The organism is Pseudomonas sp. p50(2008) (assembly GCF_015351605.1).
Classification (GTDB): domain Bacteria; phylum Pseudomonadota; class Gammaproteobacteria; order Pseudomonadales; family Pseudomonadaceae; genus Aquipseudomonas.
Map to the genome: position 1 here is coordinate 687,099 of NZ_JACMYF010000001.1, position 22,118 is coordinate 709,216.

General features: G+C 56.4%; 21 protein-coding genes and 1 tRNA gene. 10 read left to right on the plus strand and 12 right to left on the minus strand.

Annotated features, from left to right (window positions below; genetic code table 11):
- Nucleotides 1-35 precede the first annotated feature (35 nt).
- Complete coding sequence (thrH, locus tag H7698_RS03060) at nucleotides 36-653, minus strand: bifunctional phosphoserine phosphatase/homoserine phosphotransferase ThrH (RefSeq protein ID WP_194690534.1); 618 nt, start codon at nucleotides 651-653, stop codon at nucleotides 36-38.
- 173 nt (nucleotides 654-826) lie between these two features.
- On the opposite strand from thrH, the gene H7698_RS03065 reads away from it, so the two are divergent.
- From H7698_RS03065 to H7698_RS03075, 3 genes are all read left to right on the plus strand, one after another.
- Nucleotides 827-1,567 (plus strand): phosphoadenylyl-sulfate reductase, encoded by a 741-nt coding sequence (locus tag H7698_RS03065; protein WP_150800675.1) that lies wholly within the window; start codon nucleotides 827-829, stop codon nucleotides 1,565-1,567.
- Nucleotides 1,568-2,032: 465 nt separating this feature from the next.
- Nucleotides 2,033-3,574 (plus strand): NCS1 family nucleobase:cation symporter-1, encoded by a 1,542-nt coding sequence (locus tag H7698_RS03070; protein ID WP_194690535.1) that lies wholly within the window; start codon nucleotides 2,033-2,035, stop codon nucleotides 3,572-3,574.
- 57 nt (nucleotides 3,575-3,631) lie between these two features.
- Nucleotides 3,632-4,360, plus strand: a complete 729-nt coding sequence (locus tag H7698_RS03075) for an aspartate/glutamate racemase family protein (protein WP_194690536.1) — start codon at nucleotides 3,632-3,634, stop codon at nucleotides 4,358-4,360.
- 122 nt (nucleotides 4,361-4,482) lie between these two features.
- Here the strand turns inward: H7698_RS03075 and H7698_RS03080 are convergent, their stop codons facing one another.
- The gene (locus tag H7698_RS03080) at nucleotides 4,483-5,406 is read right to left on the minus strand and encodes a LysR family transcriptional regulator (RefSeq protein WP_194690537.1); all 924 of its coding nucleotides are present in this window, start codon (nucleotides 5,404-5,406) and stop codon (nucleotides 4,483-4,485) included.
- A 125-nt stretch (nucleotides 5,407-5,531) separates the two neighbouring features.
- Here H7698_RS03080 and H7698_RS03085 point away from each other — a divergent pair, with 125 nt between their 5' ends.
- Nucleotides 5,532-6,278 (plus strand): 3-oxoacyl-ACP reductase family protein, encoded by a 747-nt coding sequence (locus H7698_RS03085; protein ID WP_162438299.1) that lies wholly within the window; start codon nucleotides 5,532-5,534, stop codon nucleotides 6,276-6,278.
- 129 nt (nucleotides 6,279-6,407) lie between these two features.
- Here the strand turns inward: H7698_RS03085 and H7698_RS03090 are convergent, their stop codons facing one another.
- Nucleotides 6,408-7,103, minus strand: a complete 696-nt coding sequence (locus H7698_RS03090) for an HAD-IA family hydrolase (RefSeq protein ID WP_194690538.1) — start codon at nucleotides 7,101-7,103, stop codon at nucleotides 6,408-6,410.
- 261 nt (nucleotides 7,104-7,364) lie between these two features.
- On the opposite strand from H7698_RS03090, the gene H7698_RS03095 reads away from it, so the two are divergent.
- The 3 genes from H7698_RS03095 to H7698_RS03105 all read left to right on the plus strand — a co-directional run bounded on the left by H7698_RS03095 (nucleotide 7,365) and on the right by H7698_RS03105 (nucleotide 13,699).
- The gene (locus H7698_RS03095; RefSeq protein ID WP_194690539.1) at nucleotides 7,365-12,233 is read left to right on the plus strand and encodes an RHS repeat-associated core domain-containing protein; all 4,869 of its coding nucleotides are present in this window, start codon (nucleotides 7,365-7,367) and stop codon (nucleotides 12,231-12,233) included.
- Nucleotides 12,230-12,622 carry a hypothetical protein gene (locus H7698_RS03100; protein WP_194690540.1) on the plus strand — a complete coding sequence of 131 codons (393 nt, stop codon included), beginning with the start codon at nucleotides 12,230-12,232 and terminating at the stop codon, nucleotides 12,620-12,622. The genes H7698_RS03095 and H7698_RS03100 overlap by 4 nt, the downstream gene beginning before the upstream one ends.
- A gap of 699 nt (nucleotides 12,623-13,321) precedes the next feature.
- Nucleotides 13,322-13,699 (plus strand): hypothetical protein, encoded by a 378-nt coding sequence (locus H7698_RS03105; protein ID WP_194690541.1) that lies wholly within the window; start codon nucleotides 13,322-13,324, stop codon nucleotides 13,697-13,699.
- Between the two features lie 538 nt (nucleotides 13,700-14,237).
- Here the strand turns inward: H7698_RS03105 and H7698_RS03110 are convergent.
- The 9 genes from H7698_RS03110 to H7698_RS03150 form a co-directional block, all read right to left on the minus strand.
- The gene (locus H7698_RS03110) at nucleotides 14,238-14,450 is read right to left on the minus strand and encodes a hypothetical protein (protein WP_194690542.1); all 213 of its coding nucleotides are present in this window, start codon (nucleotides 14,448-14,450) and stop codon (nucleotides 14,238-14,240) included.
- Nucleotides 14,451-14,545: 95 nt separating this feature from the next.
- A complete protein-coding gene (locus H7698_RS03115; RefSeq protein ID WP_194690543.1) occupies nucleotides 14,546-14,761 on the minus strand; it encodes a hypothetical protein in 216 nt (71 codons plus the stop codon).
- Between the two features lie 27 nt (nucleotides 14,762-14,788).
- Complete coding sequence (locus tag H7698_RS03120; protein WP_194690544.1) at nucleotides 14,789-15,250, minus strand: glycine zipper domain-containing protein; 462 nt, start codon at nucleotides 15,248-15,250, stop codon at nucleotides 14,789-14,791.
- A 109-nt stretch (nucleotides 15,251-15,359) separates the two neighbouring features.
- Entirely contained in the window at nucleotides 15,360-15,731 is a 372-nt protein-coding gene (locus H7698_RS03125; RefSeq protein WP_059404653.1) for a hypothetical protein, read from the minus strand.
- A 310-nt stretch (nucleotides 15,732-16,041) separates the two neighbouring features.
- Complete coding sequence (locus tag H7698_RS03130; protein WP_162440578.1) at nucleotides 16,042-16,230, minus strand: hypothetical protein; 189 nt, start codon at nucleotides 16,228-16,230, stop codon at nucleotides 16,042-16,044.
- Between the two features lie 143 nt (nucleotides 16,231-16,373).
- On the minus strand, nucleotides 16,374-17,702 hold the full coding sequence (locus tag H7698_RS03135) for a serine hydrolase domain-containing protein (protein WP_194690545.1): 1,329 nt from the start codon (nucleotides 17,700-17,702) through the stop codon (nucleotides 16,374-16,376).
- Nucleotides 17,703-17,778: 76 nt separating this feature from the next.
- The gene (locus tag H7698_RS03140) at nucleotides 17,779-17,967 is read right to left on the minus strand and encodes a hypothetical protein (protein WP_194690546.1); all 189 of its coding nucleotides are present in this window, start codon (nucleotides 17,965-17,967) and stop codon (nucleotides 17,779-17,781) included.
- Nucleotides 17,968-18,089: 122 nt separating this feature from the next.
- Nucleotides 18,090-18,560 carry an FAD/FMN-containing dehydrogenase gene (locus H7698_RS03145; protein WP_194690547.1) on the minus strand — a complete coding sequence of 157 codons (471 nt, stop codon included), beginning with the start codon at nucleotides 18,558-18,560 and terminating at the stop codon, nucleotides 18,090-18,092.
- Between the two features lie 391 nt (nucleotides 18,561-18,951).
- Nucleotides 18,952-19,041 (minus strand) — tRNA-Ser (locus tag H7698_RS03150).
- A gap of 308 nt (nucleotides 19,042-19,349) precedes the next feature.
- Here H7698_RS03150 and H7698_RS03155 point away from each other — a divergent pair.
- The 3 genes from H7698_RS03155 (at nucleotide 19,350) to H7698_RS03165 (ending at nucleotide 22,097) form a co-directional block, all read left to right on the plus strand.
- Entirely contained in the window at nucleotides 19,350-20,039 is a 690-nt protein-coding gene (locus tag H7698_RS03155; RefSeq protein WP_194690548.1) for a crotonase/enoyl-CoA hydratase family protein, read from the plus strand.
- A 213-nt stretch (nucleotides 20,040-20,252) separates the two neighbouring features.
- Complete coding sequence (locus H7698_RS03160) at nucleotides 20,253-20,975, plus strand: 1-acylglycerol-3-phosphate O-acyltransferase (RefSeq protein WP_162440583.1); 723 nt, start codon at nucleotides 20,253-20,255, stop codon at nucleotides 20,973-20,975.
- Nucleotides 20,976-21,122: 147 nt separating this feature from the next.
- The gene (locus H7698_RS03165; protein WP_162440584.1) at nucleotides 21,123-22,097 is read left to right on the plus strand and encodes a magnesium and cobalt transport protein CorA; all 975 of its coding nucleotides are present in this window, start codon (nucleotides 21,123-21,125) and stop codon (nucleotides 22,095-22,097) included.
- Nucleotides 22,098-22,118 lie beyond the last annotated feature (21 nt).

Below are 22,118 nucleotides of genomic sequence, written 5' to 3' on the forward strand. Positions count from 1 at the left end.
CCCACGCAGAGCGTGGGAACGATCAGCGGCCGTAATTACAAGCTGAGCGCCCGATTGGAAGCCTTGATGAATTCCTGCTTCAGCTCTTCAAAGGTATGCACCGCCGGGAACTGCGGGAACTCGCGAATCACGTTGTCCGGCGCATGGAACAGAATCCCCGCATCCGCCTCACCCAGCATGGTGGTGTCGTTGTACGAATCCCCCGCCGCGATCACACGATAGTAGAGACTCTTGAAGGCCAGGACCGACTGGCGCTTGGGGTCTCTCTGACGCAACTGGTAGCTCGTCACCCGACCGGTATCGTCGGTAATCAAACGATGACAGAGCAAGGTCGGGAAGCCCAATTGACGCATCAGCGGCTGGGAGAACTCGTAAAACGTATCCGACAGAATCACCACCTGAAAGCGTTCACGCAGCCAGTTGACGAACTCGACGGCGCCGTCCAGCGGCTTGAGCGTGGCGATCACTTCCTGGATATCGGAAAGCTTGAGGCCGTGCTCGTCGAGAATCCGCAAGCGCTGCTTCATCAGCACGTCGTAGTCGGGAATGTCCCGGGTAGTGGCCTTGAGGGATTCAATCCCGGTTTTTTCGGCGAAGGCGATCCAGATTTCCGGGACCAATACACCTTCAAGATCCAGACAGGCAATTTCCACAAGACACTCCCATTTGTATTGTTTATTGAGTCGAGCGAGTAAAAAGACTGCCGAACTCTAGCGACTCGCACGGGCCGGCGCAACGCAGAGGGCGCGCCAGCGACTGCAGGATTTTGTTACCATCTGGCCCATATAGAGCGCCCAGCGCCACCGACCTGTAGGAAGCCGCCCTGATGAGCCCATCGTTCGATGTCGTGGAACTCGCCACGACCTATGCCAATAAATCTGCACAGGACATCCTGAAACTCGCGTTCGCCGAGTTTGGCGATGACCTGTGGATATCTTTCAGCGGTGCCGAAGACGTGGTGCTGGTGGACATGGCCTGGAAGCTGAACAAGAACGTCAAAGTGTTCAGCCTCGACACCGGCCGCTTGCACCCCGAGACCTACCGTTTTATCGATCAGGTGCGCGAGCACTACAAGATCGACATCGAGCTGGTCTCGCCGGACTACACGAAACTTGAACCGTTCGTGAAGGAAAAAGGCCTGTTCAGCTTCTACAAGGATGGCCATGGCGAATGCTGCGGCATCCGCAAGATCGAGCCGCTGCGGCGCAAACTGTCTGGCGTGACCGCCTGGGCGACCGGCCAGCGTCGCGATCAGAGCCCTGGCACCCGCAGCGCTGTCGCCGTGATGGAAATCGATACCGCGTTCTCCACCCCGGAACGCACCCTGTACAAATTCAACCCGCTGGCGCAAATGACCAGCGAAGAGATCTGGGGCTACATCCGCATGCTTGAGCTGCCATACAACAGCCTGCATGAACGCGGCTTTATCAGCATCGGCTGCGAACCCTGCACCCGCCCGGTCCTGCCGAACCAGCACGAGCGAGAAGGTCGCTGGTGGTGGGAAGAAGCGACGCAGAAAGAATGCGGATTGCATGCCGGTAACATCATCAGCAAGTCCAAGGCGTAATCTGCGAACCCTGCGAGACTGAAGATGTGTACACACGAATGTCACCATCGGTGCCATTTATGTGTGCACTTTTTGTTTTAGCGCCCTGAAAAGTTACATCCCTCCTGGCTAACCTCCTCCACAACCTTTTCTCTTCCCCCGCACCGCAAAAATAAATACCTGTTCAATCGGTCAATTTATTTCTCTTAAATTTCCTGCATTTATCGAAAACAGATAACAAAACGAAATTACAACTACGTTTGATAGATCGCTAACTGGCATAGATCTGGCTTGAGTGCATACATGTTTTGTATACAACACAAATCAAAACATACACACACTTTAGATCCGCACGCCTGAAGCGCCCTATCCCGTACAGGCTGCAGATGCCCCGTAACCAATGATGCTTATCGCCCGCGACGAAGATTTGTCGAGCCAACGCTCAAGCACAGTCATCGCGACGCCAAGCTTCAGGAGCCTGCCGGAATGCGTACTAGCCTCTTAAACAAGAACATCGCGCTGGATCTACCCTCCTCTCACCCCACTATCGTTCCCCACGATCAGACGTTTCAGGACCCGGTCGTGCTAAGCCCGCGCTTGCACAACAAGGACCTCGCCCCGACCAAGGCCGAAGGTCGACGCTGGGGTCGCTACAGTATTTTCGCCCTGTGGACCAATGACGTGCACAACATTGCCAACTATTCCTTCGCCATCGGGCTGTATGCATTGGGGCTGGGCGGCTGGCAGATTTTGTTGTCCCTGGGTATCGGCGCGGCGCTTGTGTACAGCTTCATGAACCTCTCCGGCTACATGGGCCAGAAAACCGGTGTGCCGTTTCCGGTGATCAGCCGCATCAGTTTCGGCATTCACGGGGCGCAGATTCCTGCATTGATCCGCGCCGTTATCGCCATCGCCTGGTTCGGAATTCAGACGTACCTGGCGTCGGTGGTCTTGCGTGTGTTGCTGACCGCCGTACACCCTGGCTTCGCCGACTACGATCACAACCTGTTCCTCGGCCTCTCGAGTCTGGGCTGGGTGTGCTTCGTCGCGATCTGGTTGGTGCAACTGGGCATTCTGGCTTACGGCATGGAGATGGTTCGACGCTACGAGGCGTTCGCCGGGCCAGTGATTCTGCTGACGGTCGCAGCGCTGGCGGCGTGGATGTACACCCAGGCCGACGCGACCATTGCCTGGTCCATCCGCGAGCCTCTGACCGGCAGCGATATGTGGCGCAACATCTTCGCCGGCGGTGCACTGTGGCTGGCCATCTACGGCACGCTGATCCTCAATTTCTGCGACTTCGCCCGCTCCTCGCCCTGCCGCAAGACCATCAAGGTAGGAAACTTCTGGGGATTGCCGGTGAATATTCTGGTGTTCGCGGCCATCACCGTGCTGCTCTGCGGCGCGCAATTCCAAATCAATGGCCGGATCATCGAAAGCCCGACCGAGATCATCGCCTCGATCCCCAACACCTTCTTCCTGGTGCTCGGCTGCCTGGCGTTCCTGATCGTGACCGTGGCGGTCAACATCATGGCCAACTTCGTGGCCCCGGCGTTCGTGCTGAGCAACCTGGCACCTAAATACCTGACCTTTCGCCGTGCCGGATTGATCAGCGCGACCATCGCCGTGCTGATCCTGCCGTGGAACCTCTATAACAGCCCGCTGGTGATCGTGTACTTCCTCTCTGGCCTGGGCGCCCTGCTCGGCCCGCTGTACGGGGTGATCATGGTCGACTACTGGCTTGTACGAAAAGGTCAGGTCAACGTGCCGCAGTTGTACAGCGAAGACCCCAACGGCGCTTATTACTACAGCCGCGGCGTCAATTTACGCGCGGTCGCGGCGTTTATTCCTGCGGCACTGATCGCCATCGTGCTGGCGCTGGTACCGGGATTCCACAGCGTGTCGCCCTTCTCCTGGCTGATCGGTGCCGGGATCGCCGGAATGCTCTACCTGATCATCGCCAAACGTCAGCCTCATTACGCCGACGTCAGTGGTGAATCCATCGCGGTCGACAACGCCAGCCATTAAATCCCCGGCGGCCCGACAGCTTCGGGCCGCAGAACTGCCCCGCTTTAAGGACTTCTCATGCGAATTCTCGTGGTCAACGTCAACACTACCGAATCCATCACCCAGGCCATTGCGCGCTCGGCGCAGTCCGTGGCCGCGCCGGGTACTGAAATCATCGGCCTGACCCCGTATTTCGGTGCCGACTCGGTCGAGGGCAATTTCGAGAGTTACCTCGCAGCCATCGCTGTCATGGACCGGGTGATGTCCTACGACGAACCCTTCGATGCAGTGATCCAGGCCGGTTACGGCGAGCACGGTCGCGAAGGGTTGCAGGAATTGCTCAACGTACCGGTGGTGGACATCACCGACGCGGCGGCGAGTACTGCGATGTTCCTCGGCCATGCCTATTCGGTGGTCACCACCCTCGACCGCACCGTGCCGCTGATCGAGGATCGGTTGAAACTGTCGGGGCTCTGGGACCGCTGCGCGTCCGTGCGGGCCAGTGGTTTGGCGGTCCTTGAGCTGGAGCACGAACCGCAACGGGCGCTGGAAGCTATCGTGCATCAGGCCGAATTGGCGGTCACTCAAGACAAGGCTGAAGTGATCTGCCTGGGTTGCGGCGGCATGGCCGGGCTGGATGAGCAGATTCGCCGACGCACCGGCGTGCCCGTGATTGATGGCGTGACGGCGGCGGTGACCATTGCCGAATCTTTGGTGCGATTGGGGTTGTCGACATCGAAGGTGCGGACTTATGCCACGCCGCGGCCGAAAACCATCATTGGCTGGCCGGGGCGGTTTGCTCGGTAGACCGCGTGATCGTTCATCGCGGGCAAGCAGGTTTTACGTCGTTCACATAATCGTCGTTCGACACAAAAACCTGTGGGAGCGTGGCTTGCCCGCGATGGCCTCACCTCGGTCCCAAGTCTTGCTCAAACCGCACTAAACCGCTGCCCCAACCCCAGCGCCGTAAACTGCTCGATCACAAAATCGACAAACGCCCGGGTCTTGCCCGGTAGCAGTTTGTGCTCCGCGTAATAGATAGAGATATTGCCATCATCGACGTACCAATCCGGCAACACCCGCCGCAAGGTGCCTGCCTCCAGGTACCCGATGGCAAACGGCATGCTCACCAGGGCGATGCCCAGTCCCTGGGTCGCCGTGGCGCATGCGGCCTCCGAATCGCTCATCGTCATTCGCGCCTTGAGCGTCAGCGGGCTGTGTTGCTGGGTGCGACTGGTCAACTGCCATGAGCGCACGCGACCTGTTTGCGGTGAACGAATCAGGATGCCTTCGTGCTGTTCAAGATCATCAGGCTCGCCAATCAATTCATGCGCATCCAGGTAGTCGGCAGAGGCCACCAGCACCCGATGGGCCGGGGTCAGCTTACGCGCCACCACACCCTGCGGCAGCTCGAAGCCGCCACCTATTGCCGCATCGAATCCCTGGCCGATCAGATCGACCTGACGGTTATCGAAATGCCAGTCCGGATTAATCGCCGGAAAGCGCCGCAAAAACTCACCCAGCATCGGCACGATGTACAGCCGACCGAACACGGTGCCCATGCTGACTTTCAGCGTGCCGGCCGGGCGTCCTTCGGCACTGGCAAGATTGGCCACGGCGTTCTGGATGGTGTGCAAACTGGCGCTGACTTCGCCGAGAAACAGATGACCGGCCTCGGTCAATGTCAGACTTCGGGTGCTGCGCTGGAACAACCGCACACCCAGCCGCGCCTCAAGCTTGGCGACACTTTTGCCCACTGCCGCCGGGGTCAGGCTCAAGCGTCTAGCGGCTTCGGCAAAGCTGCCGACCTCGGCGCTGCGCACGAAGCATTCGATACTGCTGAAGGTTTCCATAAGCACCACTATAAACTTCTGGTTTACACAGACTATCGCAATTACCGTCTACTCAGACTGTAATCAAGAATCGATACTAGGCTCCATCAACCGAGGCATCTCGCCTCGGGACTTTGGAGATCGACATGACTACTCAGAACCTCAGCGGCAAAGTGGCGTTGATTCAAGGCGGGTCTCGCGGCATCGGCGCAGCCATCGTCAAACGCCTGGCCGCTGAAGGCGCGACCGTTGCCTTCACTTACGTAAGCTCCACCGCAAAAGCCGAAGAGTTGCAAAACAGCCTCACGGCCAACGGCGGCAAGGCCCTGGCCATCAAAGCCGACAGCGCCGATGCCGACGCCATTCGCAGCGCTGTCGACCAGACCGTCAAAGCCTTTGGCCGCTTGGACATCCTGGTCAACAACGCCGGCGTGCTGGCGGTTGCGCCGCTGGAAGATTTCAAACTGGAAGACTTCGACCAGACGCTGGCCATCAACGTGCGCAGCGTGTTCATTGCCACCCAGGCCGCCGCCAAACACATGACCGAAGGCGGTCGCATCATCAATATCGGCAGCACCAACGCCGACCGCATGCCCTTCGCCGGTGGCGGTCCCTACGCGATGAGCAAATCGGCACTGGTCGGACTGACCAAAGGCCTGGCGCGCGACCTCGGTCCACGGGGCATCACCATCAATAACGTGCAACCAGGCCCTGTGGACACCGACATGAATCCAGCCAGCGGCGACTTCGCTGAAAGCCTGATCCCGTTGATGGCGGTGGGCCGTTACGGCAAAGCGGATGAAATCGCCAGTTTCGTCGCTTACCTGGTGGGACCTGAAGCGGGCTACATCACCGGTGCCAGCCTGACCATCGACGGTGGTTTCGGCGCCTGATACAGGTCGGTCAAACGCAAATAAAATGTGGGAGCGAGCCTGCTCGCGATGAGGGAGTATCAGCCGACGTCAATTTCGGCTGATACACCGCTTTCGCGAGCAAGCTTTGCTCCCACAATTGATTGGACATCAAGCCCACTCAAGCGCCGGCAAACCACAGTCGGCGGGTCTGAAAGCCTTCAACGTACGAAGAATCCCGTCGGCGTGTGCGTATTTTTCGTCGGCCATCGCCGCATCCGGAATCGCAATGGCGCTCATCCCCGCCGCTTTCGCCGCGGTGACACCGAAGGGCGAATCCTCGAACACCAGGCAATCCTCCGGTGCGACCCCCAAGCGGCGCGCCGCGGTCAGGAAAATGTCCGGCGCCGGTTTGGCTGCGCCGACTTCCGGGTCATCGGCCGTCACGATGAAATCGAACAGTTCAAACCAGTCACGGTGCAGGGTGGTTTTCTGGCCAAACGACTGACGCGAAGAGCTGGTGCCCACCGCGATAGGAATGTTGTTGGCCTTCAAATGCCGAACCAGTTCCTGTGCACCCGGCATCGCCAGCGCGGTCGGAAAACGCTCGCGCATCAGCGGCTCGCGAATCTTTAGAAACTCTTCGGCGGTAATCGGCAGATCGAGCGCCTCGACCACATAACGCGCCAGATCACCCGCGCCACGGCCAATGATGTTCTGTTTGACGCTCCAATCGAAAGTACGGCCATAACGCTGGGCGATGATGGACGTGACTTCGGTGTAAATACCCTCGGTGTCCAGCAGCAAGCCGTCCATATCGAAAATCACGGCCTTGATCGGGCCGATGTCGTTCAGCGGTGCATTCATCGCATCTGATCCGTTTTCAATGACATCCCAATGCGGCAAACGTACGGCCGGATCCGGATTTGATTAAAGGGTTCAGCAGCATATCGAGCGCGGGCGGCATAGGGCAACGAACAATGACAGGCGGGGGAAAATTCACTCACCACGTTGACGACGTCATTTGGCGATTTCCCCTACAGCACCCGTCTCTTTCCCCGACTTCTTTCCTCCCGCATCCCACGCAAAGTCTCGCGAAATTTAATCAGTAGGCGCGAGAGGCTGCGAATGTTCGATCCTGACAAGGTTTTGGCCTTGAACAACGCCATCGGGCTGCTGGTCGTTGCCGCCATGAACCCTGCGCATCCCGACGTCGAAGCGCTGATCGCTGACTTTCGACTTTGCCTCAACAACTACGAGTCCTGGGCGGAAAGTTACTGGACAGGCTCTGCGCTAGAGGTCGAGCAAGTCTTCACGGTGGGTGAAGAGCACCAGCTCAGCGCATCGACTCATTCGACGGTCAGTTCTACCGTCGCCACCTGCCCCGCAAGCGGTCCTTTGACGCTGGTGCACCGGTTCGAAACCGCGCGCTTCGTCCCGATCGGCAATACGCCGTTGACGCTCGAACTGATAACCCAGGGGCGAGACGGTGAGATCCGCCATGGCGCGCCGACTCACCACACCATCGGCCCCAGCGGCATCCTCGAAATACCTGAATGCTCGCGCGGCGAGCGTTACCGCATCACTTTTTTCCCGAACGTTTCCGCGCAACACGTCAAAGCACTTTATGCCTCCTATCAAAACGTCATCAGCGATCTGGAAGGTTGGCTGCGCAACGAATGGACAGCCGAGTTCGCGCCTTTGTGGGCTGGGTTTTCCGAAGCGGGTTTCAGCCAGCGTTACGGCATGCTGCAACAGGCCGACTGGCGCGGTTTCGAGCAGTCGCTGTTCGGTTTATGGGATGGCGTGAAGCAGGTTTATGGCTTGATCGCCGACCTGCAAACCAACAGTGAGAAGCTGCTCAAATACCTGACCGAGGGCGAGCTCGACACCCTGCTCAACGCCTCTGCAGACGCCATCGCCAGCCTGTTGTTGATGCTGAGTGACGAGCCGTTGATGTTCATTCATCTCGCCGCGTTCACCAGTTGGCTGAGGATGCTGCCGCCGCAATACATCGCCGAAGTCGTCGCGCAAATTCGCACCGAACTATTGATTGGCTTCCTGCTGACCTGTTTAACAGGCCCGGCAGGTTTAAACGTCGGCATCAGCAGCAAAGTGCTGGGCAAGGTCGAGTCGCCACGCGCCAGGCAATGGCTGGCAGCGGCCAGTCTGCGACTGGCGGAACTCACTAATCGGTCCGACCTGAGTGCTCACGCAGGCGCACTCAAACCCTTGATGGTCACTGCGCGAAATGTCCCATTGAAGCCCGCTGCTTCGGTGCCGCTAACGATTCGCGCCGCCGACTCAAAGGTTGTTCGGGTGGACAATCCGTTAGTCATCGCCCGCCACACCTCCGTCACAAAAACCCGATTAAGCAAACAAGAACGCCAGGACGACGCGCCCGACCAAGCGAAGAATCCCAATGGTGACAGCGCTGATTGCGGGCCGCTGACGTGCACCAACGGCTGCCCCGTGTCGATGGTCACGGGCGAAGAGTTGCTCACGCTGATCGATGGTTCGCTGGACGGGATTTTGCCGTTCGACTTCACCCGGCTCTATCGCACCAGCGCAGCAGACATCGATTGCGGGCTCGGCTTCGGCTGGAGTCATTCCCTGTCCCATTCGCTGCACATCGATGCAGATCAGGTCATCTGGACCGACCACGAAAACCGGCGCACGACGTTTCCCCTGCCAACTGCCGAACGTCCGGCGATTCACAACAGCCTGTCCCGTGCCGCCATTTACAAAGGGGACGATTCGCAGGAACTGATCGTCGCCCTGGCCGGTGAGACCGCACGTTTTTTCCACTTCCGTGCAGGGCAATTGGCGACGATCAGCGATGCCTATGGCAACCGTCTGACGGTGCAGCGCGATTTCGCGAACAGAATCGAACGCCTGGACAATGGTGCCGGCCGCTCACTGCGGTTGCGCTGGGATCGTCGACACCTGGTCGCCGTCGACTATCAGAGTTTTCATCCGGCCCCCACGCTGCAAGACGCGTGGAGCACCGAGCAAGTCCTTGCGACCTACCGCTACGACGCCTGTCATCGCCTGGTAGCGGCAAACAACGCGGCCGACGAAAGCGAGCGGTACGACTACGACGACCAGAACGTCATTCTTCAACGGCAATTGGCCGGTGGGGCAAGTTTCTTTTGGGAGTGGGAAAGATCCGGCAAGGCGGCGCGATGCATCAGGCATTGGGCGAGCTTTTCGCAGATGGACACGCGTTACCTCTGGGACGACCACGGCGAGGTGGTGGTTAAGAACGCCGATGGTAGCGAAGAGGCTTACCGGCATGACGAACAGGCTCGTCTGATACGCCGCGTTGAAGCCGATGGCGGCGAGCATCTGAACACCTATGACAGCAAAGGACGGCTGACGGCCGAACAGACGCCACTCGGCGCGATAACCGAATACCGCTATGACGAAGCCGGACGGCTGATTGCTCATATTCCCCCTGAGGACGAACCCACTTCCTACGAATACCGGAACGGCTTCCTGCACGCACGCCATCGCGCCAACGCGGTCTGGACGTATCAGCGCAATGCTCAGGGTGATGTGACCCGGGCGACCGACCCCGAGGGCCACTCCACCTATTACCACTACGACATAAAGGGACAGTTGTTGTTGATCCGCTACCCGGACAGCAGCGGCCATACCTTTGTACGAAATGCCTTGGGGCAACTGGTTGAAGAGACCTTGCCAACGGGAGGCCAACGACGCTTTTCCTACGACTGCCTGGGGCGTCGGATTACCCAACAGGACGAACACGGTGGCGTCACCCGGTATGAATGGGACGCAGTAGGACGTCTGCTGCAAACCACCTTCCCCTCGGGTGCCAGCCGCGCTTTCACCTACAACGCGTACGGCAAGATCACCGGGGAACGTTGCGAGCTGGGCCGCGTTACGCGTTTTGAGTACGCCGCGGACTTGCATCTGGTCAGTCGCCGGATCAATCCCGACGGATCGCAGCTGAAGTACCGCTACGACAATGCGCGACTGCTGCTGACCGAGATCGAAAACGAATCCGGCGAAAAGTATCAGCTGGACTACTGGCCTGGCGGATTGATCCGACAGGAAACCGGGTTCGATGGTCGACGTACCGCTTATGCCTATGACTTGAGTGGGCACTTGCTGCAGAAAACCGAGTTCGGCGATGACGACTCGCGATTAGTGACCGGCTACCACCGCAATTCCGCTGGCCGGCTACTGGTCAAGACGTTGCCGGACGGGAAAAAAGTCGAGTACCACTACGATGCGCTCGGCCGCCTGACCCGTGTCGACGACAACAACGATCACCCGCTGGAATTCGAGTACGACGAACAGGATCGCCTGGTCACCGAGCATCAGGGCTGGGGCACGTTGCGTTACCGCTACAACGCCTGCGGCCAGCTCGATCACATGCGCCTGCCGGACCACAGCAAACTCGACTTTCATCTTGCCCAGGGTGGCGCACTTGCAGCCATCGATCTCAATGGATCACGGTTGTCGTCCCACGCATTTATTGCCGGGCGTGAACGACAGCGCCAGCAAGGTTTGCTCAGCAGCGATTACGCGTACGACGACCAAGGTCGGTTGACCGCTCACGCTATCGGCCAGCCGTTACGCCCTCTTTACCGCCGAGATTATTCCTACAGCGCAAACGGCAATCTCGACAGCATTGCTGACACCCGAAACGGCAAGCGCAGCTATCAACACGACTTCCTTGACCGCCTGATCCGCGTCCACCACTCCCGCGAGCACCAACCGGAAAGCTTCGTTCACGACCCGGCAGGCAACCTGCTGATGCTGGATCGTCCAGGGCCGATCACGGTCAAAAACCACCGCCTGCTCAAACAAGGTAATCGCCAATACACCTACGACGCCTTCGGGAATTTGATCCGCAAGCGCCGAGGAACTGCGCCGGCACTGGTGACCGAGTACCGCTACGACTGCCAGCATCGACTGATCGGCATCACCCTGCCCAATGGCACGCAGGCCACCTATCGATACGATGCCTTTGGCCGCCGGATCAGCAAGACCGTCGATGGCAACACCACCGAATTCTTCTGGCAAGGCGACAACCTCGTCGCCGAAAGCAGCGCCGAGCACTACCGCAGCTACGTCTACGAGCCCGGCACCTTCCGGCCATTGGCGATGCTCGACGGCAAAGGCCCGCGCAAAGCCTGCCCTTATTACTACCAACTCGACCACCTCGGCACCCCCCAGGAACTGACCGACTACAGCGGCGAAATCGTCTGGGCCGCCCAATACACCGCCTACGGCCGCCTGACCCGACTGAACCGCGATACGCATCAGGTACTCGACCAACCGCTGAGGTTTCAGGGCCAGTACTTCGACGCCGAAACCGGCCTGCACTACAACCGGCATCGCTACTACAATCCGGACGTCGGCCGATACCTGACACCGGACCCGAAACGGTTGGCGGGTGGACTGAACGGGTATCAGTACACAAGGAATCCGACGGGTTGGGTTGATCCGCTGGGGTTGAATGAGTGTCCCGGGCGGGATGGGTGTAAGACGCCTTCGTTCGGGGATGAGGATCCGGCTGGGAAGGTTGGGGTTGATGAGGGTGAGCCGAAGCGTCCATCGCCTAAACCAAAGAGTCGATATACGTACCGAGGGGACACCCGTGACCCGAAGGTGATATTCGAAACCGGATTTGAACCCCTTGGAATGAGTATGGACCTCTACTTACACGCTCGAAACAACAGAAATCCTCCGAGTATCTATATCAGTACAACGCCCTCAATAAATCAGGCCAGAAATTTTGCAACAGACCAAGGAATGGAAGATGGATTTATTTATGTGTTGAAAGACGTTCACGGCATAGATGTGAACAAAAAGCTCGGTTTAATTTCACCACACAGAAATGAGGTGGAAATCGCCGTCCCTGCTGGAATAGATAGCAGGGATATTGTAGGTGCTACTCCAGTCAATGAGGATGGTAGCGACAAAGGATACTCAATCATTAACCCCTATAGGAAGAAACCATGAAAACAATAGAAATATCAATAATAGTCAACGAAAAGCTAGAGAAGGCGTTAATTATGCGTGATCGAAAAAATCGCGAATTGACTTTTTTAATGGAGGACAATTTAAGCAAAACATACAAAGAGGAAGATATTTATGAATGCTTTGGTCTGTTACGAGCCGACTTCCCGGACATAAAATTTTTATGCAAAGGCGCAAAAATAAATGTTCACACCTCCCGCATGTCCTCGCAAATGTCTGCTGGCGTTTTAGCCTATGAGATCGAACTCGGAAAACCTACAGATGATGAAGATATAGTCAACATTTTCGACTACGAAGATACCGATATCACAAACAACATTGAAGAACAAAGAAAATTCTATAAAAAATGGATCAAATCACTATCAAAATAACGCCAAAATAAAAGCTTCGTATCTGACACAGCAGCGATCTCATCAACTCGGAGAACCCCTTACTACGGAACGTTCAACTGTCAAACAGAAAACTAACATTGGTTAGTGTAAAAATAGGCATCATCGCACAAGGTGAGCATCAAGCCGTCACTCTACTTTGCGACGAACAGAAATCTAAGTTACGCATAGGCATTAGTGCTAGGACAATACATCGATATCCCATTCCAGAAAATAAATTCAGGACACTAACGAATTGATTGACTTGAAATTTATCAGTGGAAATATCGCACATGACAATCTTTCCTCACTAGAGAACAAAGACGTTAAATATCAAATCGACTCTTTGAAGGAAGACCTGCTTCAAGTTGAGTATCCCGCCTCGCTACTGCTAGACGCCGGCTGGTACCCGTCCTTTAGTGCAGCAGGCTTTTTTCAAATAAGAGTGATCGAAAACTACAATTGGGACGCACCATTGTATTCCTCCACATCGAAAACTATACCATCCCTAATCACAGAACTTTCGCTTGCACAGAATTTTATTGAGAACCATCAAAAAGCCTATTAACCGGCGTAAGTCACCTAATGATTTTCTCTACAATCCAAATACGCCGAGACAGCACAACCAAATGCATACAATCAGAAAAATATTTCTGAAAGGTGATCAATAGCGACTCTCAAGACAAAAAGATAGGCCGCACAATGGATAATTCAATCTCAGCAAAGCTACTAAAAATCAATGAAGACGACGAAAATCATGCGACGCTACTCATCAATGGGCTTTCTATTGAATGCTTCGTAAATTCATGCCCATATGCAACTGAAATCGGAAAAACATATCCGATTGAGCTAACACTTTACCTTTCTGATACCTACATGATAAGCAGAGCAAAAAGCACAGATCCCATGGTAGAAAAAGCCTCCAAAGGCTATACCTATTTTCTGTGTGGAACGCTAAAAAATAGTGTATTTGAGTCCTTTACCAATTTTGACGATCAAGACATACACTACGACCACCCAGACTTAAATGACCATTATGTGAAATTAGAGGTTACTCGGATCGATGTGAATTTTCTATAATCACATCAGTCCATTATCAAGAGCTAAATTAGTTAGCCCAGCTGAAGCTGGGCTATTAACGTTATGAAAGCCGGAGTCGTCTAACCACCCGCTCCACCCCCACTACTTGCACCACCAGAACTGCTCCCACTCGCTCCAGAACCACTCGAATCCTCAGATCCACTCCCGGATCCGCTCCCCATCGAACTCCCACCACTCATCGACCCACTTCCCGTCCCAGGACTTGTACTACTCCCATTAGCATCACCCGCATTCCCACTATCAATACTGCCAGGCAGCAAGGCATTTCCTTTCGCTGAACCCGCATTCATTTCAGTGGAAGGCGGCATGCCGCCTTTATCGACCGGCGCATCGTTGCCGGAAGATTGACCAAACGCCACAAATGAACTGACCGACAACACGCCGGCCATTGTCATGGCTGTCAACGTTGACCTGTTCATGATGCATCTCCTTAAAAAGACACTGTCCTGATGTCTGGCAGCGTTCGATTTTTAAAGGTGCCACTCAATCGACGAGCGGCACTAAGGACATGCGCGTTTCAGCTGGGTTCACCGGAGGCATCATCACCGGCTATATCGGGATCATCGGGGCTGGCTTCCACGTCGCCACGCTTGACATCGTCGTTGGGGACTTGCTCAACGGCGGTGTCATCGTCCGGTGGACGTTGATCACGGCTTAATGAGTCAGTGGGTGATGGCAGTGGGTATTCGGGAGTTTCGTCAACGTCGGAAACATCAGGATCGGAGTTCATGGAGCACCTCTCAAGGGGCCTGAAAGAACAGGCCCTGAAAGTTCGAGAACATCGCAAAGCACCGCGTTCGATCAAGTGGACGATCGGTCGGTCGACTATTGCTCGTCTTCGTCTAAATCCTCTTCTTCATACTCTGTATTTCCTACATCGCCCGCATCATCGGAATCGTTAAGCGGTACGGTGGCATCATCCATGAGTGATCCCGGATCTTCGTTACCAGGGTCATTGAGATCCTGCCCTTTATCTGGATCGTTGATGTAGGGAACACCGCTCGGTCCTTTTTCTTCATTACCTTCGGTTTCAGGCGTCATGGCATACCTCCCGCGGATCGGCGTGAATTAGCGATGCTTGTTCTTGTGTTTATGTTTGTTTTTATGGCCGCCGCCGGAATGGGAGCTGCCGTTGTCACTGCCCAGGTTATTACCGACTGCGCCACCCGCCGCGCCGCCGAGGCCCGCACCAATGGTCGAACCGGTGGAGCCGCCCAGGCTGTTACCAATCACTGAGCCGCCCGCCGAGCCCAAGCCACCGCCAACGGCCGCTTCAGTGCGGCTACCTTTGGGGGCGCCGACAGCACTGCCGGCCGCGCCGCCGACACCGGCACCAATCGCCGCACCGGTGCTACCGCCCATCTGTCCACCGACGACATTACCCAGCGCACCGCCAAGGCCACCGCCAACCGCCGCAGTACCGTCGCCGGCCGCCAGCGCCCCTTGAGCGAAGAACACGCCCAACACAAATGCAGACAACGTCAAACGGTGACGACTAAAGCCGCCCACTTCCTTGCCTTCGGTAGTCATGGTGTACCTCTCATTTGTTTGGGTTTGTAAAGGATTTGAGCCGCTGCAGAGACAAACGTTCATAAACGCAAAAACCCGGCACGAGGCCGGGTTTTTTTGTCGATCAGGATCAGTGACGCTTGTGGCCCTTGGCGAGGTTGCTGCCAACGCCGCCGCCCAACGCACCGCCCAAACCTGCGCCGATGGTGGAACCGGTCTTGCCGCCGAGGCTATTGCCGATCACCGAGCCGCCTGCCGCACCGACACCGCCGCCAATGGCCGCTTTGGTGCGGCTGCCTTTACGTGCAGCAACGGCACTACCGGCTGCGCCTGCAACACCCGCACCAATAGCTGCGCCGGTGCTGCCGCCCATGCTTTGGCCAACCACGTTGCCCAGTGCGCCGCCCAGACCACCACCGATTGCAGCGGTGCCGTCACCGGCCGCCATTGCGCCTTGAGCAACCAAAAGACCCAGAACCAGAGCGGGCAGTGTTAAACGCATGACGAAAACCTCAAAAAATAGGGGGGGAACCGAAAGCCGGGCATTGAATGCCTCAGCGGAGGAAACGTCCACACATATCCTCCGTTCTTCGAAATAGGCGACGGTTGGACAGCATTTTTTGAAAAGGTTTTATGACAGGCAAAAAAAAGCCCGCTGGGGAACGGGCTAGGTGTTGCTTTCTAACGGATGAGCTGAGAGTACGTAGGGTCGTGTGAAAAGTTTGTGAAAGATCCTGGCTGAAACACGCTCTGTGACATTTTCTTAAGTTATAAAAAACCCCGTTCGATGACGGGGTTTGACGAAGGGTTGCTTACTTCCTGGACGGTGCCGCTACCTTGGGTAAAAACTTGGCCTTAGGCCCGGGCCGCACCATGGCTTTCATCTTGCCGACTTTGATTTGATCTTCACCAAAGCTCGCTACGTACTCCGTCTGGCCACACTGCACGCAATTGTTGATCGGAAACTCGGATCCGTCGTCTTCGATATACGGTTCAGTCATCTTCTCGCCCCTTCAAAAGCGGGATCGACACCGGCAAGCCCTATTTGCCCGAAAAATATCGACCACCAAGGATTTTGAGACTAGCCGGTCATTACTGGACCTGTCGTTCAGATGGCTTCATGCCCGACGAATGGACCGCTTTTTTATTTGGACAAATGCCGAGCCAGCGCCTCGAATGCTGGCAACGTCACCGGATCATTCGCCGAGTTAGCCGCCACGGGATGGGAGGCGTAGCGAACGATCACCAGCTCGTCCTTCGGGTCCACATAGATGCGCTGCCCATAGACGCCTCGCGCCATGAATGCACCGCCCTCTTTGTCCGTTACCCACCACATCGAGCGATAGCTCCAGCCTTTCAGCAGGTCATATCCCGCCTTGGCGAAAGCCTGTTTATCGGCTCCACGACGGATGTCCTCGACCACCGCCTTGGGCACGATCTGCTGTCCGTTAAACCGACCGTCATTGCGCAGCATCTCGCCGAAGCGGGCCAGGTCCCGCAAACCAGTATTCAAACCACCACCGGCGAACGGCGTCCCGATTGAGTCCACGGTGAAATACGCATCCTGCTCCGCTCCCAGGCGACTCCAGATCCGTTCCGACATTAACTGCGCGACGTTACGCCCGGTCACCCGAGCGATTACCCATCCCAGAACGTCGGTGTTGATGGTCTTGTAAGCGAAGGCCTCACCGTGTTCGCCCTGCGGTTTTACCGTCTGCAAGAACTCGTAGTAACTTCTCGGACCGGTGTAATCCTTGGGCTTGGGCAACGGACTCCCGGCGTTTGCATGGGCCCAGACCTCCGCATTCGGATCGGCATAGTCCTCGCTGTACTTGAGGCCCGTGGTCATGTCGAGCACCTGGCGCACCGTGGCGTTACCAAACGCAGAACTCGCCAACTCGGGCACATACTCGGCCACACGCTTGTTGGGGTCGATCTGGCCTTCTGCGACCAGCATGGCGCCCAAGGTGCCGACTACCGACTTGGTCACCGACATCGCGGCGTGCTGACCGTCCGGTTTAAGGACGCCAAAGTAACGCTCGTAGACCATTTTCCCACGGTGCATCACCACAATGCCGTCGGTGTAAGTGGCAGCAAGGGATTGCTCCCAGGTCATGGCCTCTTTTGCGCCCAGCGGCGTAAAGCTGATCGCGTCGATGTCCTTGCGCAGCGCGCTTTCCAGCGCAACAGGCGCGCCAAGGCCGCGGGAAACGTTGATCGTTGGCATCAGCTGTCGAAAGTTCGAGACGCTCCAGCGCATCGCCGGGAACTGGAAATAGCTGCCATCTTCGAAACGCACCGTACGATCGGCGGGAGGTGGTGAGCCGACCATCCAGCCCAGTTTCGCGGGATCGCTGGCAGTGGCGTCAGGGAACGCTGGCGGCGTGGAGGCGTTGGCGATCGACGAAAGAACGGAAATCAACAGAGCGGCCGCTGATTTGATAACAGGGTATGAGGCAAAAGCGTTGGGCATGAGGTCGAGTCCGTTCGATGAATTTGCAATAAGTCTAAAGCGAAAAGGCGTACGTAAGTCCCGACTCACAAACTATTCATAAATCAGCGGCCGACTGAACGACCCGTTGCGCTTCGAGACGCTGATCGCGTTCATCAAGGGTCAACGACTGCACCACCACGCCTTCCAATTCGGTCTGATTTATCCATTCGAGCAGTACTTGCGCATCACGGCGCGATATCAGCACATCCTTCGCCGATGGCGACAGCGCCAGCCGAGCGTCCAATGCCCCGCCGATCAATCAGCGCCCCAGCCACCACACTCCATGGAAACAGGCCCTCGGATTACACAAGCACTCCGCTGGATTCCATCCCCTCTCCACCCTCGTCCAAGTAAAGATCAACCAAATCATTGAGTCGGCAGCTTTTCCAACGCGGCACGCAGTTCATCAGCATTGGCAAATGCCTTCTGTGCCACCAGGGTACCGTTTTCAAGCTGCAGCCAAAGTACCTTGTCTTCAGCTCCAGGGTAATTAGCTGCAACACTGCCATCGCGGTCGAGCACGACACGGTAGCTGTAATTACGCATGGACGGAATCGCAATGAACTTGCCGATCAACGAAGGCATTCGCTGCACATCAGCGAGGAAGATGACGTTACGTGCTTCCATATAGCCTTTAGGTTGATTTTCCAATGCAGCCTTCACCATCTTGGAGCCGTCCATACTTCGAGCTACCAGCAAGACGTGGGTTTTTTCGTCCAGGGTGTACGGTTGGTCGTGCTGATCTTGTAAGGTCCAGGGTGTTAGGCGCTCACCAATAGTGGCCGCCATGGCCTGCATGGACAGCGCGCTCAACAGCAGCACAAGTGCAATTCTCACCGTTTAATACCTCTTTATTCAGGACAAAGTATTCGAATCGTGTTTAGCCTGAAGGCCTCAGGCACGCGAGGAGGTATGGTATCTGCGCTGACGGGGTAACGATATCTGCATTGTTACGGGTCATGTCGAGAACGAAGAGGGACGCAAGATTAGATGAGTCTGGCAGCTTCCAGGGCTTATTCAGGCGCATGCAAGTAGTCCCTCGAACGAGTTGTATGAAGGACAACCCACCAATACCCACTAACGATGAGGGGACTGGCTCCAGAACGCTCACACCGTCGGGAAAACGGACCAGAATTTCATAACATTCCGATTGGCTCTTTTTCAGACGCCAGAAACCACAAACCCCCGACTTTCTCTAGGAAAATCAGGGGTTTGTGTTTACTTAATGTGGCGGTGAAGGAGAGATTCGAACTCTCGATACAATTTCTTGTATACACACTTTCCAGGCGTGCTCCTTAAGCCACTCGGACACTTCACCGTATCTCTTCAAACAAGTTCTGTCTGTCGAGGCGCGCTAATGTAGTCGAAACCTTTTCCGATGGCAAATATTTTTTTCAGAATTTTCATGCGGTTAGCGATTTAGTGGTTCCGGCTGTCTGCACGCCATGGCAAACCTGCCAATCTCCGGCTCGGCACGGCCTTCTATATAGAGGCGAAGGTCTGCCGGGTGTGGCTGGCCAAGCCTGGCGCGTGGGTAAAGGGTGACTGGCGAGTCAGTCACGGCGCTTTACCTGGCCTGCGACGGTGGGTAACGTCTGCTTCAACTTTCATACAAGGAATAGCGTCATGAGTGAGTTGATTTCCTACCACCTCGAAGACGGTATCGCGACCCTGACCTTGAGCAATGGCAAGGTCAATGCCATCTCGCCGGACGTGATTACTGCGTTCAACGCTGCGCTGGATCAGGCCGTGGCTGATCGCGCAGTGGTGATCATCACTGGCACACCCGGCATTCTGTCGGGCGGGTATGACTTGAAGGTGATGACGTCGGGTCCGAAAGAAGCCGTGGCGCTGGTGACGGCAGGTTCAACACTGGCCCGTCGCCTGTTGGCCCACCCTTTCCCGGTGATCGTGGCGTGCCCTGGGCATGCAGTCGCTAAAGGTGCGTTCCTGCTGCTGTCAGCGGATTACCGCATTGGCGTCGAAGGCGCCTTCAGCATCGGTCTGAATGAAGTGCAGATCGGCATGACCATGCACCACGCTGGAATCGAACTCGCTCGTGATCGCCTGCGTAAGTCGGCGTTCCATCGCTCGGTCATCAATGGCGAGATGTTCAATCCGCAGAGCGCGGTTGATGCAGGTTTCCTCGACGTAGTGGTCTCGGCGGATGAATTGCAGACCACCGCGCTGGCGGCAGCTCGTCAGTTGAAGAAGATCAACATGACCGCGCACAAGAACACCAAGCTCAAGGTACGCAAGGCCTTGCTGGAGACGCTGGACAACGCGATCGTCCTCGATCAGGAGCATATGGGTTAAGTCCAAAGCTGCTCCATGGAAAAGCCCGACCGTCGTGTCGGGCTTTTTCTTACACGCTGTGTTGAAAAGCCTTCCACTGCTCTAGAACACGTCTGACCTATAAGTCGGAAACATGCGCTCAAACATCGCCTATCTCCTACCTCTATAGCGGCAATTGCTGAATAGAGTGCACATCCGTACACTGCGCCACCTTTCGTCTCGGTGGGCCAGTAGATGCTGTTTGTGTTTCGTATGTTATTGATGGGCCTGCACTTTATCCTGGCGGGTGTGCTGGGTGTGATTCTGGGTGTGTGCCGCCCGTTCAATCCGGACAACAGCCGCTTGTGCGCGCGTTTATACGCGTGGCCGGCCATGTGCATTTTGCGCCTGCGGGTGAAGGCGGAAGTCGGCCCCCTGATGGACAAGCAAGACAGTTGCGTGATCATCGCCAACCATCAGTCCAACTATGATCTTTTTGTGCTCGGCAACGTGGTGCCCCGTCGCACCGTGTGTATCGGCAAGAAGAGCCTGAAGTGGGTACCGCTGTTCGGCCAGTTGTTCTGGCTGGCCGGCAATGTATTGATCGATCGCGGCAATGCGCATAAGGCGCGTCAGTCGATGCTGACCACTACCCATACCCTGCAAAACAAGGACACCTCGATCTGGGTGTTTCCGGAAGGCACGCGCAATCTGGGCGAAGACCTGCTGCCGTTCAAGAAAGGCGCGTTCCAGATGGCGATCGCTGCCGGCGTGCCGATCATTCCGGTGTGCGTCAGCAGTTACGTCAAACACATGCGATTGAACCGCTGGAACAGTGGGAAGATTCTGATTCGCTCGTTGCCGGCCATTCCTACAGCGGGGATGAGCCTGGATGACATGCCCCAGCTGATCGCTCAATGCCGGGAGCAGATGCGCGAGTGCATCGCCTCGATGGACCGGCAACTGCAAGCTGCCTGACAACAAACCCGCCCTGTGCGGGTTTTCTTTTGCCGGCGAACTCTCCCGATTTTGCTGACTCTCAACCTGCAGACAAGGCTAAGCTGATCACTGCCTGCCACGGCCATTTGCCAATAAAAGACTGCCAATAAGAAGTGAACCAACATCATGGGTAGAGTTGTTGCTGCTGCGGTTTACAGCGCGGGTAAGAAAGTCACCAATATCACCCTGGACGAAGGCGCAGCCTGGGCTGCAAAGCCTGACCACTTTGTCTGGATCGGCCTTGAAGAGCCCAGCGCTCAGGAACTAACCAACCTGCAACGGCAGTTCAATCTGCACGAACTGGCCATCGAAGATGCCCTGGAAAAACACAGCCGCCCGAAGCTTGAGAGCTTTGGCGATGCGCTCTTTATCGTCACCTATTCGCCCATCCGTGACGATCAGGGGAAACTCGAGTTCATCGAGACCCATATCTTTGCCGGCAACGGTTACATCATCACCGCACGCAACGGCCACTCGGCGTCCTACGCCTATGTCCGGCAGCGTTGCGAAGCGCGCCCGTTGCTGCTGGAGCATGGCGAGGACTTCGTCCTCTACGCCATCCTCGACTTTGTGATCGAGAACTATCAGCCTGTGGGCGAAGCGATTCATGCCGAGATTGATGAGCTGGAGCGCAACGTGTTGTGCAGTGCGCTGAACGAACGCGACATCCAGAAGCTCCACGGCCTTCGCCGCGATGTACTTCGCCTGCGTCGTTATGCTGCGCCGATGGTGGAGATCGGTGAGGAGTTGCAGAAGCTGAGTTTCCCGTTCATCGACAAGAACATGCGCCCGTATTTTCGCGATGTGCAGATCCACGTCACGCGACAGATGGAAGACCTGACCACCCTGGCGGACATTGCCAGTCAGACGATCGAGGTGGGGGTGTTGCTGGAGGCGTCGCGCCAAAGCGTGGTGCAACGCAAGTTCGCAGCGTGGGCGGCGATCCTGGCGTTTCCGACGGCAGTGGCCGGGATTTACGGGATGAACTTCCAGAACATGCCGGAACTGACCTGGCACTACGGATATTTTGCGGTGTTGGGGTTTATTGCCGTGGGGTGCGTGAGTTTGTGGGCGAGTTTCAAGAAATCGGGCTGGCTTTAAAAAACCGTGTGGCGAGGGGAC

Bases quoted from the DNA above. Each gene is read 5' to 3' on its own strand.
- H7698_RS03065 (WP_150800675.1), top strand. From the start codon at position 827: ATGAGCCCATCGTTCGATGTCGTGGAACTCGCCACGACCTATGCCAAT.
- H7698_RS03070 (WP_194690535.1), top strand. From the start codon at position 2,033: ATGCGTACTAGCCTCTTAAACAAGAACATCGCGCTGGATCTACCCTCC.
- H7698_RS03075 (WP_194690536.1), top strand. From the start codon at position 3,632: ATGCGAATTCTCGTGGTCAACGTCAACACTACCGAATCCATCACCCAG.
- H7698_RS03080 (WP_194690537.1), bottom strand. From the start codon at position 5,406: ATGGAAACCTTCAGCAGTATCGAATGCTTCGTGCGCAGCGCCGAGGTC.
- H7698_RS03085 (WP_162438299.1), top strand. From the start codon at position 5,532: ATGACTACTCAGAACCTCAGCGGCAAAGTGGCGTTGATTCAAGGCGGG.
- H7698_RS03090 (WP_194690538.1), bottom strand. From the start codon at position 7,103: ATGAATGCACCGCTGAACGACATCGGCCCGATCAAGGCCGTGATTTTC.
- H7698_RS03095 (WP_194690539.1), top strand. From the start codon at position 7,365: ATGTTCGATCCTGACAAGGTTTTGGCCTTGAACAACGCCATCGGGCTG.
- H7698_RS03100 (WP_194690540.1), top strand. From the start codon at position 12,230: ATGAAAACAATAGAAATATCAATAATAGTCAACGAAAAGCTAGAGAAG.
- H7698_RS03105 (WP_194690541.1), top strand. From the start codon at position 13,322: ATGGATAATTCAATCTCAGCAAAGCTACTAAAAATCAATGAAGACGAC.
- H7698_RS03110 (WP_194690542.1), bottom strand. From the start codon at position 14,450: ATGAACTCCGATCCTGATGTTTCCGACGTTGACGAAACTCCCGAATAC.
- H7698_RS03115 (WP_194690543.1), bottom strand. From the start codon at position 14,761: ATGACGCCTGAAACCGAAGGTAATGAAGAAAAAGGACCGAGCGGTGTT.
- H7698_RS03120 (WP_194690544.1), bottom strand. From the start codon at position 15,250: ATGACTACCGAAGGCAAGGAAGTGGGCGGCTTTAGTCGTCACCGTTTG.
- H7698_RS03125 (WP_059404653.1), bottom strand. From the start codon at position 15,731: ATGCGTTTAACACTGCCCGCTCTGGTTCTGGGTCTTTTGGTTGCTCAA.
- H7698_RS03130 (WP_162440578.1), bottom strand. From the start codon at position 16,230: ATGACTGAACCGTATATCGAAGACGACGGATCCGAGTTTCCGATCAAC.
- H7698_RS03135 (WP_194690545.1), bottom strand. From the start codon at position 17,702: ATGCCCAACGCTTTTGCCTCATACCCTGTTATCAAATCAGCGGCCGCT.
- H7698_RS03155 (WP_194690548.1), top strand. From the start codon at position 19,350: ATGAGTGAGTTGATTTCCTACCACCTCGAAGACGGTATCGCGACCCTG.
- H7698_RS03160 (WP_162440583.1), top strand. From the start codon at position 20,253: ATGCTGTTTGTGTTTCGTATGTTATTGATGGGCCTGCACTTTATCCTG.
- H7698_RS03165 (WP_162440584.1), top strand. From the start codon at position 21,123: ATGGGTAGAGTTGTTGCTGCTGCGGTTTACAGCGCGGGTAAGAAAGTC.